Below are 10,374 nucleotides of genomic sequence, written 5' to 3' on the forward strand. Positions count from 1 at the left end.
TGAACATGGTTACTGCAACGAGGTGATGTAGCGCTCTCCTTTATATCCATAGCGGCTTGCCGGGAAAAACTCGACTTTCGTATCCGCTCCCGCTTTAGCAGGTAATTTTACGCTGACGCTGGTGTGCGGCAGGAGATACGTTTTCGCTAACTCGCCGGGAGAACCTGAAGGCAAAGTATTAAACATGGACGTCATCCTGACGACATAGTCGCTCGGATTACTGATTTCCAGCTGGCCCCCCTTTTTGCGCCAAACCAGATGTTTCCACGGCGCGGGCTCCTCCGCCAGGCCAGCCGGATGGATAATGACCGGTAAATCCTGACGAATAGTGACCGTTGTTTTCAGTTTTCCCTTTTCCTTCGGCGGTATTCCTTCAAAGGTGACCCGTTTAAACTCTTCCTGTTGTAGCGGTTTAGACGTTTGCAATATAAAGCGGATCTTTTGCGTGTCCCCTTGCTCTACGCGTACTACCGGCTGCGTGACAATTAAGCGGATAGATTTATCGCTATCGGCTAAATCAACCACTTTGGTATAAAGCAGGGACGGATGCGGATCTGAATTGGTGAGGTTCATCGACACCTCACCTTTTTGTTCATCAACGAGTAAAACAGATGTCTCAGGCACCATGCCGCTGGCATAGGCCCGGGTCGTCAATATCAATAATGACAACAGCAGCGTTTTTTTCATATTAGTGGTGTGTATTAAAATGAGATAGAGCTTATTAACAGGCCCAATAAATTTTATAAAAATATTTATTGGGCCGAATTTCAGAAGGACAGCATATAAATATTAGAGATAAACAAGACTCAGCGTGGCATTACCATCCAGCTCAATTTGCGTTCCGGCACCCAGTACACCATTGTTCTGAACGGCGGAAACGATATCCAGCGGCATCACTAAATCTTTAAACAGCATTGGGGTGGTTTTGCCGGTTTCAGCAACGGTAACGATACGGGTAGCGTCGGAGTAATATAAAGCACCGCTATTTGCATTCTCCCACGAGCTATTTGCCCCGCCTCTATTTTTCACGATCATATCCACTGCCGCGCCATCAGCAGTTAATCCATCCTTCATTGCCGTAACGGAATAAGCACCGATCTTCATGTCATTAACGGTACCGAGGCCAAACGCCGCAGATTCCGTTGTCATATTTTGCCCCGGGATATAGTCAGCAATATACGCCGAGCTTGAAATCTCAACTTTAGAACTGGCACGGTTATCCTTCGCCACGATGCCCACGCTGGTCGCCGCATCGCAGCTAACCGTTAGAGTAATGGATTTTTTGCCCAACTGAACCAGGGTGCTACCGCTGACCGGCTTTTCGAGAACCGAGTTGTTCATAGAGCCGTAATCAACAACACCACTGTTGCTCAGCTCCGGGGTGCACGCAGCCGGAACAAAGGTTCCTTTAACGGTGAGAGTAGTATCCGTAGCAGCATTAACGCCCGCAGCAGAAACAATAGCAGCGCAAACGCATAGCGCAGAAAGCGACTTTTTAGAGAACATATCAATTTTCCTTAATGTATCGTACGACCGATATCAATAAAAATATCGGCACATCCTTTATCCAATTAAATCATTGCCACTAATCATCCCCTCAATAATTATTGAGAAAAGAATTAGTCACTGGAAGTAATGATGAAAGAGACTCCTCTCACCGCCGGCTAATCTACTTAATTGAACGACTAATCTCAAGAAAAATAATCGCAAATTTTAAAAAGTAAAAACCTTCAACAATTACAAGAAGATAGTAAATGAATTGCAAGTAAGTTAAATAAAACACGGGTCAGTTAATTAATCTGCTCTTTATAAATAAACGGCATCAATAGTAAAATAAGAACACATATTCATCATAGAAACACCTTAATTAAAGTTACAACAAATAAACCCAGAAAAATATGAATTCACACTCCCATTTCATCTAATATACCCTATCTCCTGTGCTGGATGACCATAGGGCACAGCAAAATAATCTGTGCAGACCCAGCCCACAGCAGAAACACACTTTGCCCTGACGGAGAAGAGACTCGACGCCAGCAGTAAAGTTATAAAATGAAAAAAAAGCGAAGCATAGCTATGGCATGCTTCGCTCGGGATAGGGGATGCCGTCTGATTCACATATGAATTCATATATGAATCAGGCCCCGCAGGGCCTGTTATTGATATCACTTCACAACGCGTAGCGCCGGGCGTCCGCCACGGGGCGGCGGCGTATCATCCGGATCGTCGTCGTGATTATCTGGCTTATCGCCATCGATCACCGACATGACCGTTTCGCTGTCAGGCAGCTCTTCTTCATCGTTCAGGCTGGTGACATCTTCATCGTAAGCGGCTTCTGGTTCGAACATGGTCCCCGCACCGTTCTCACGCGCGTAAACCGCCAGTACGGCAGCCATCGGCACGGAGACATTGCGCGGCACACCGCCGAAACGCGCGTTAAAACGCACTTCGTCGTTCGCCAGCTCCAGGTTACCGACAGCACGCGGAGCAATATTGAGAACAATTTGCCCATCACGCGCATACTCCATCGGCACAAGTACGCCCGGCAGAGTCACGTCAACGACCAGATGCGGAGTCAGCTGGTTATCCAGCAGCCACTCATAGAACGCCCGCAGCAGGTACGGGCGACGAGGCGTCAGCTGTGATACATCCATCATTTAGCCCCGACCGAGGCGCATTTCACGCTCGGCTTCAGTTAAAGAAGCGAGGAAGGAGTCGCGCTCAAATACGCGAGTCATATAGCCTTTAAGCTCTTTCGCGCCAGCACCAACCAGCTCGACGCCAAGAACCGGCAGGCGCCACAGCAGCGGAGCCAGGTAGCAGTCCACCAGGCTAAACTCATCGCTCAGGAAGTAGGGCTTCTGGGTGAAGACCGGCGCAATGGCCTGCAACTCTTCACGCAGCTGCTTACGTGCAGTATCGGCCTGCGAAGCGGTACCGGTCTGAATAGTATTCATCAGAGAATACCAGTCTTTTTCGATACGCTGCATGTAAAGACGGCTTTCCCCACGGGCCACCGGATAAACCGGCATCAGCGGCGGATGCGGGAAACGCTCATCCAGGTATTCCATAATGATGCGAGATTCCCACAGAGTGAGCTCACGATCCACAAGCGTCGGCACGCTTTGATTCGGGTTGAGGTCAATCAGATCCTGAGGCGGGTTATCCTTCTCCACGTGCTCTATCTCAAAACTAACACCTTTTTCGGCCAGCACGATGCGGACCTGATGGCTATAGATGTCAGTAGGACCAGAAAACAGCGTCATTACCGAACGTTTGTTGGCAGCGACAGCCATGAAAACCTCCAGGTATATTCAGAATTTTGTACTGCTGCCGACCACGGATGGCCAGCCAGATGTAAAAACCCCATTTGCGTGATATCACTTTTGCTTATCATCCAAACAAAAAATGAACAATCACCTGCATTTGGGCAGAAAATTGGATGATAGTTTACCAGATTTTGAAGACGTTGTGGTGAGGGTATTCTGGAAATGCTGAAAAAGTGGTAATAATGGGGCGTTTGTAGAGTGAAAATGGCAAATTTATCCATAAAAAAACCCGCCGAAGCGGGTTTTTTCGCAAATTGTTCTGCATAAGCAGAGGACAATTAACGTTTGGAGAACTGCGGACGACGACGTGCTTTACGCAGGCCGACTTTCTTACGTTCAACCTGACGAGCATCACGAGTAACGAAACCAGCTTTACGCAGTTCGCCACGCAGGGACTCATCGTACTCCATCAGAGCGCGGGTGATACCGTGACGGATCGCACCAGCCTGACCAGAGATACCACCACCTTTAACGGTGATGTACAGATCTAATTTCTCAACCATGTCGACCAGTTCCAGCGGCTGACGAACTACCATGCGGGCAGTTTCACGACCGAAGTACTGTTCCAGAGAACGCTGGTTGATAACGATTTTACCGTTGCCCGGTTTGATGAAAACGCGAGCTGCGGAACTTTTGCGGCGACCGGTGCCGTAGTATTGATTTTCAGCCATTGCCTATAATCCCGATTAGATGTCAAGAACTTGCGGTTGCTGTGCCGCGTGGTTGTGCTCGTTACCCGCGTAAACTTTCAGCTTACGGTACATAGCACGACCCAGCGGGCCTTTTGGCAGCATGCCTTTAACCGCGATTTCAATCACACGCTCAGGACGGCGGGCAATCATCTCTTCAAAGGTCGCTTCTTTGATACCACCGATGTGGCCGGTGTGGTGATAGTACATTTTGTCTTCGCGCTTGTTGCCGGTTACAGCAACTTTTTCTGCGTTCAGAACGATGATGTAGTCACCGGTATCAACGTGCGGAGTGTATTCCGCTTTGTGCTTACCGCGCAGGCGCAGAGCCAGTTCGGAAGCCAGACGGCCCAGAGTTTTACCGGTCGCGTCAACAACATACCAGTCGCGTTTTACGGTTTCTGGTTTAGCTGTAAAAGTTTTCATTAAAAGCTTACCCAAATAAATAAGTTACACGTTGGTGAACACCCAAACGTTTAGTCAGTTGAGGTTCACACGACATTGTCCAGCAAACCTACCCCTTCGAATAGCCTATGCCGGCACATAGAAAGTTTTGGGAAAAAAACCTTCTCGTAACGTGGGGTCGCAAGATTATAGAGAAGTCGGGGTCAAAGATCGACCCCTTTATGTGATTTGTACCCGGTTTTACCCCGCCAGGTGTTCTCGCTTCAGATACTCCTCGCTCTGCATCTCCTGCAGGCGCGATAAACAGCGCTGGAACTCGAATTTTAATCTCTCGCCCTGATAGATCTCATACAGCGGAACCGCCGCACTGACCACCAGTTTGACGTGGCGTTCGTAGAATTCATCGACGAGGGCGATAAAGCGCCGCGCCTCGCTCTCCATCAGCCCGGTCATCACCGGCACATCAAAGAGCATGACGGTATGAAACAGACGCGAAAGCGCAATATAGTCGTGCTGGCTACGCGCATCCACGCACAGCGTCGCAAAGGAAGCCGCCAGCGTCTGGTTCTCAACGCCTAACGTCGGCAGCGGGCGGTGGTTTATCTCCAGCGTTGGCATCTGCTCGCGCTTTGCGCCCGCCAGCGCCAGCCACAGTTTGTCCATCTGCTGGCGGGTCTCAGCGTTCAGCGGCGACAGCCACAGGTGCGCCTGGGTCAGCGTGCGCAGACGATAATCGATGCCGGCGTCGACATTCATCACATCGCAGTGCTGCTTAATCGCGTCGATCGCAGGCAGGAAGCGGGCGCGCTGCAGACCGTTACGGTACAGTTCGTCAGGAGGAATATTCGACGTCGCCACCAGGGTTATCCCGCGGGCAAACAGCGCTTTCATCAGACCGCCCAGCAGCATCGCATCGGTAATGTCAGAGACAAAAAACTCATCAAAGCAGAGCACATCGGTTTCAGCTTTAAAACGGTCCGCAACGATTTCCAGCGGATCGCTGTGCCCCTGCAGCGTGGTTAACTCTTCATGTACCCGCAGCATAAAGCGATGAAAATGCAGACGTTGTTTACGTTCTCCCGGCAGACTTTGAAAGAACAGATCCATCAGCCAGGTTTTCCCTCTGCCGACCCCACCCCACATATAGAGACCGCGAACTGCGGCCGTTTCGACAGCGGGTTCACGCTTGCCCAGCAGCTTGCCGAATTTCGCCCGCAGACCGCCGCCGGTTTGCGGCGCTACCGAAGGTTTATTCTGCAATTCTTGATAAATCGTATCGAGGCGGCTGACCGCTTCTCGCTGAACGTCGTCAGGTTGATGGCTTCCCTCTTTGAGAGCGGAAAGGTAACGCGATGTTGGGGACAGGCTTTGCATGATCTAATTGTTATTCCTTGAAAACCGTAATGCCGTAGCTCACGATTGACGAAAAAAAGGCTGCTCTACACTACGTGATGATACGCCAGGATTCCACTTCTGTGGAATTAGCGGTTATAGTGGCACTATCGGGCGCAGGCGGAGAGCCTCATAGCCACCCTACGGAACCACAAAACAACGGGAGATGTTCATGACCTGGGAATACGCGCTAATTGGGCTAGTTGTCGGCATCATTATCGGTGCCGTCGCGATGCGTTTTGGCAATCGTAAATTACGCCAACAGCAGGCGCTGCAGTTTGAACTGGAAAAGAATAAAGCAGAGCTGGAGGAGTACCGCGAAGAGCTGGTGAGCCATTTCGCCCAGAGCGCCGAGCTTCTGGATAACATGGCGCATGATTACCGCCAGCTGTATCAGCATATGGCGAAAAGCTCCAGCAACCTCCTGCCGGACACCATGGCGGACGCTAATCCGTTCCGCAATCGTCTGGAAGAGTCCGAAGCGGGCAACGATCAGGCTCCGGTCCAGATGCCGCGCGACTATTCTGAAGGCGCATCCGGTCTGCTGCGCGGCGGTGTAAAGCGCGATTGATTCGGCAACGCCAGTAAAAATATTTTCCGGGCGCACCCTCTGCGCCCGTTTCAACCTCTCATCCCAGCTACAATTTAACTATTGCCCACGTTGTTACCGGGTCGAAAATTCAATAACATCGGGCCATTCGGGACGTTTCCCATACACCTCAGGTTACGAGAGCCAGCAACTAATGAATAAACCAACTTTGCTGTTGAGTGCGTTAGCGTTAAGCATTGGGTTGTCGTTGTCAGCCTTACCTCCGGCAGCAGCGTCTTTACCGACACAAGTTCCGGGCCAGGGCGCGCTGCCAAGCCTCGCGCCAATGCTGGAAAAAGTGTTGCCGGCGGTGGTGAGCGTACAGGTTGAGGGTACCGCGTCACCCGCGCAGGATATGCCGGAAGAGTTGAAAAAATATTTTGGCGACAACGCGCCGCAAGAGCAGGCGCAGCCTTTTGAAGGACTGGGTTCTGGGGTCATCATTGATGCCGCAAAAGGCTACGTGCTGACCAATAATCACGTCATTAATCAGGCCCAGAAGATCAGCGTCCAGCTCAACGACGGGCGTGAGTTCGATGCCAAACTGGTCGGCAGCGACGAGCAGAGCGATATTGCACTGCTGCAGATCCTCAAGCCCAGTAATTTGACGCAAATCGCTATCGCCGACTCGGACAAGCTGCGGGTTGGCGACTTCGCCGTCGCCGTCGGTAACCCGTTTGGCCTGGGTCAGACCGCCACATCCGGGATTGTTTCCGCCCTTGGCCGCAGCGGCCTGAACCTTGAGGGGCTGGAAAACTTTATCCAGACCGATGCTTCCATTAACCGCGGCAACTCCGGTGGCGCGCTGCTGAATCTCAACGGCGAGCTGATTGGCATCAACACCGCCATTCTGGCCCCGGGCGGCGGCAGCGTCGGCATTGGTTTCGCCATTCCCAGCAATATGGCAAAAATCCTCTCTCAGCAGCTTATCCAGTTTGGCGAAATCAAACGCGGCCTGTTGGGTATTAAAGGAATGGAAATGAGCGCGGATATCGCCAAAGCGATGAATCTTGACGTCCAGCGCGGCGCATTCGTTAGCGAAGTCCTGCCAAACTCGGGGTCGGCTAAAGCGGGCGTTAAATCTGGCGACGTTATCGTCAGCCTGAACGGCAAACCGCTCAACAGCTTCGCCGAACTGCGTTCACGCATCGCCACGACCGAGCCGGGAACCAAGGTGAAATTAGGACTATTGCGTGAAGGGAAACCCGTTGAAGTGGAGGTCACGCTGGACAAGAGCACCTCGTCTTCCGCCAGCGCAGAGCTTATCGCTCCGGCGCTACAGGGCGCATCGTTAAGCGACGGTCAGATGAAGGATGGGACCAAAGGCGTCATCATTGATAACGTCGATAAAGGCAGCCCTGCCGCGCAGGCCGGCCTGCATAAGGACGATATCATTATTGGCCTCAATCGCGAACGCGTGCGCTCGATTGCCGAACTGCGAAAAGTACTCGAAAGCAAACCGACGGTCATTGCACTGAACGTCGTTCGCGGCAGCGAAAGCATCTATCTACTGCTGCGCTAACTCGCCTTCCGGACATCGCGTGCAGTGCGATGTCCGGACAAGTCGTGTTATGCTTCGCCTGTCTATCCATCAAAGATATCTGCATCATGCCTGCAAAGCTTTTACGTTCGATACTTATCGGTTTGATCGTCGGCGGTTTGCTGCTGGCCGTCATGCCTTCCCTGCGCCAGTGGCAGCTTTCGCCGACCACGCAATACGATAGCGCGGATGAATCCCCCGCCAGCTATAATTCCGCCGTCCGTCGCGCGGCGCCTGCGGTCGTCAATGTCTATAACCGCGCCCTTAACAGCACCAGTCATAATCAGTTAACGCTCGGCTCCGGCGTGATCATGGACCAGCGCGGCTATATTCTGACCAACAAGCACGTCATCAACGATGCCGATCAGATTATTGTTGCCCTGCAGGATGGCCGGGTCTTTGAAGCGCTGCTGGTCGGCTCAGATACCCTCACCGATCTGGCGGTATTAAAAATCAACGCCAGCGGCGGTCTGCCGGTTATTCCGATTAACCCGAAACGCGTGCCGCATATCGGTGACGTCGTGCTGGCGATTGGCAACCCGTACAACCTCGGGCAAACCATTACCCAGGGCATTATCAGCGCCACCGGGCGTATCGGTCTGAACCCCACTGGGCGCCAGAACTTCCTGCAGACCGATGCGTCAATCAACCACGGTAACTCCGGCGGCGCGCTGGTGAACTCGCTGGGCGAGCTTATGGGTATCAATACCCTGTCATTTGATAAAAGCAACGATGGCGAAACGCCGGAGGGCATCGGCTTTGCGATTCCTTTCCAGCTGGCGACCAAGATTATGGATAAGCTGATCCGCGATGGCCGCGTGATTCGTGGCTACATTGGGATCAGCGGCCGCGAAATTGCGCCGCTGCACGCGCAGAGCGGCGGCGGTATCGATCAATTGCAGGGGATTGTAGTCAATGATGTGGCGCCGGAAGGCCCGGCAGCCCAGGCAGGGATCCGCGCCAATGACGTGATTATTTCGGTTAACGATAAACCCGCCGTTTCCGCCCTGGAAACCATGGATCAGGTCGCAGAGATCCGTCCGGGCTCGGAAATTCCGGTGGTGATTATGCGTGACGATAAAAAAATTACGCTGCATATCGCCGTACAGGAATATCCTGCGACCAACTAACAGGCTCCCCGAACGGGGAGCGCTATTTAATCAGCAAAAATCGGCCCGGCCGGGAATTTCGCCAGAAACCCGGTGACGGCCAGCAGCGACCACAGCCCCGGCCAGGCAAACTGCCGCTCCCGCAGCTCGTCATCGAGCGTCATCAGCGCAAATTCGCCGTTATCACCCAGTACGCCGCCCTGCCAGAGCAACCGTTGAGCCTGCTGCCGCGCCCAGGGTGATTCGCTCTTCCAGGCCAGCAGATGCAGCAGCGACTGCTGCAGGCAGACGCCATGAGGATGCTTGTCCCGCAGCAGTCGCCGGTAAACCGGCAGCGATATGCTGCGCACGGTATAAAATCCGCTGCGGATTTCAGCATCGGCATCCGCCGCGCCGGCACAATACTGACCGGCCAGGTCGCACAGACGATTGTGCGTCAGCGCCAGCCCCCGGGCATCCAGATGACCCGCTGCGGCACACAGCAGCCCACTTCTTTGCATCCACGGCGTGGAGTCCCGAAATACCGTATCAGGTAGCGCCGGTTCTGTTTCAGCTGCTTTATTTTGCGTACCCGCCTCATAGCAATGGACAAAAAAATCATGGCCTCCGCGGGCAACCGATGGGTGCGCTAACAGGTTAAGCGCGGGCTGCAGTTGTTCAACTTCATCTACTGATGCCAGCATGTAATCGATAATGACATCTTTTGTCGATGCCCTGCTTTCGGGGCGTAATGTTATGGTTTCATTCATCAAAGCCTCCTTATAGGAAATCTCCCGGTGGCGCTGCGCTGACCGGGCTACGGGTCCGTGCAGTCTGGTGGCCCGGATAAGCCGTTTACGGCGCAATCCGGGGAAAGGTAACGATTCACATCGCCAGCACGTACTTGAGCATCACCCCGGCGGCAATCGCCGAGCCAATCACCCCCGCCACGTTCGGCCCCATCGCGTGCATCAGCAGGAAGTTCTGCGCGTCCGACTCCAGCCCCACCTTATTCGACACCCTTGCCGCCATCGGCACCGCCGACACCCCGGCGGAGCCAATCAGCGGGTTGATTTTGTGCCGGCTGCACAGGTTCAGCAGCTTCGCCATCAGCACGCCCGCCGCCGTGCCCACGCAGAACGCTGTCACCCCCAGCACCAGTATCCCCAGCGTCTGCGGCTGCAGGAACTTGTCCGCCACCAGCTTCGCGCCCACCGATAATCCGAGGAATATCGTCACGATATTTATCAGCCCGTTCTGCACCGTGTCGCTCAGGCGCTCCACCACCCCGCTCTCGCGCATCAGGTTGCCGAAGCAGAACATCCCCAGCAGCGGCGCCGCA

General features: G+C 53.3%; 12 protein-coding genes. 3 read left to right on the top strand and 9 right to left on the bottom strand.

The window, feature by feature from the left end; genetic code table 11:
* Positions 1-9: 9 nt before the first annotated feature.
* The 7 genes from KO1_RS23905 to zapE form a co-directional block, all read right to left on the bottom strand.
* Positions 10-687, bottom strand: coding sequence for a fimbria/pilus chaperone family protein (locus KO1_RS23905; protein ID WP_017145344.1), 678 nt, complete (start codon positions 685-687; stop codon positions 10-12).
* 102 nt (positions 688-789) lie between these two features.
* On the bottom strand, positions 790-1,506 hold the full coding sequence (locus KO1_RS23910; RefSeq protein WP_004106194.1) for a DUF1120 domain-containing protein: 717 nt from the start codon (positions 1,504-1,506) through the stop codon (positions 790-792).
* A gap of 659 nt (positions 1,507-2,165) precedes the next feature.
* Positions 2,166-2,654 carry a ClpXP protease specificity-enhancing factor gene (gene sspB / locus KO1_RS23915; RefSeq protein WP_024274762.1) on the bottom strand — a complete coding sequence of 163 codons (489 nt, stop codon included), beginning with the start codon at positions 2,652-2,654 and terminating at the stop codon, positions 2,166-2,168.
* A 3-nt stretch (positions 2,655-2,657) separates the two neighbouring features.
* Positions 2,658-3,296 carry a stringent starvation protein SspA gene (gene sspA, locus KO1_RS23920; RefSeq protein ID WP_004106197.1) on the bottom strand — a complete coding sequence of 213 codons (639 nt, stop codon included), beginning with the start codon at positions 3,294-3,296 and terminating at the stop codon, positions 2,658-2,660.
* A gap of 311 nt (positions 3,297-3,607) precedes the next feature.
* Positions 3,608-4,000, bottom strand: coding sequence for a 30S ribosomal protein S9 (rpsI, locus tag KO1_RS23925; RefSeq protein ID WP_000829815.1), 393 nt, complete (start codon positions 3,998-4,000; stop codon positions 3,608-3,610).
* A gap of 15 nt (positions 4,001-4,015) precedes the next feature.
* On the bottom strand, positions 4,016-4,444 hold the full coding sequence (gene rplM, locus KO1_RS23930; protein ID WP_004106200.1) for a 50S ribosomal protein L13: 429 nt from the start codon (positions 4,442-4,444) through the stop codon (positions 4,016-4,018).
* A gap of 219 nt (positions 4,445-4,663) precedes the next feature.
* Positions 4,664-5,797, bottom strand: coding sequence for a cell division protein ZapE (zapE, locus tag KO1_RS23935; RefSeq protein ID WP_004106202.1), 1,134 nt, complete (start codon positions 5,795-5,797; stop codon positions 4,664-4,666).
* Between the two features lie 190 nt (positions 5,798-5,987).
* On the opposite strand from zapE, the gene zapG reads away from it, so the two are divergent.
* The 3 genes from zapG to degS all read left to right on the top strand — a co-directional run bounded on the left by zapG (position 5,988) and on the right by degS (position 9,074).
* Positions 5,988-6,386: a Z-ring associated protein ZapG gene (gene zapG, locus KO1_RS23940; protein WP_004106204.1), complete on the top strand. Its 399-nt coding sequence runs from the start codon at positions 5,988-5,990 to the stop codon at positions 6,384-6,386.
* A 172-nt stretch (positions 6,387-6,558) separates the two neighbouring features.
* Positions 6,559-7,926 (top strand): serine endoprotease DegQ, encoded by a 1,368-nt coding sequence (gene degQ, locus KO1_RS23945; protein WP_004106206.1) that lies wholly within the window; start codon positions 6,559-6,561, stop codon positions 7,924-7,926.
* Between the two features lie 86 nt (positions 7,927-8,012).
* A complete protein-coding gene (gene degS, locus KO1_RS23950; protein WP_024274763.1) occupies positions 8,013-9,074 on the top strand; it encodes an outer membrane-stress sensor serine endopeptidase DegS in 1,062 nt (353 codons plus the stop codon).
* Between the two features lie 26 nt (positions 9,075-9,100).
* On the opposite strand, the gene KO1_RS23955 is transcribed toward degS, so the two are convergent.
* Both KO1_RS23955 and KO1_RS23960 read right to left on the bottom strand, forming a co-directional pair.
* Positions 9,101-9,802 (bottom strand): hypothetical protein, encoded by a 702-nt coding sequence (locus KO1_RS23955; protein WP_023321687.1) that lies wholly within the window; start codon positions 9,800-9,802, stop codon positions 9,101-9,103.
* Positions 9,803-9,917: 115 nt separating this feature from the next.
* A partial coding sequence (locus tag KO1_RS23960; protein WP_073971824.1) for a sodium ion-translocating decarboxylase subunit beta occupies positions 9,918-10,374 on the bottom strand: 457 nt, incomplete at its 5' end.

This window comes from Klebsiella oxytoca NBRC 105695 (assembly GCF_001598695.1).
Lineage (GTDB): Bacteria > Pseudomonadota > Gammaproteobacteria > Enterobacterales > Enterobacteriaceae > Klebsiella > Klebsiella oxytoca.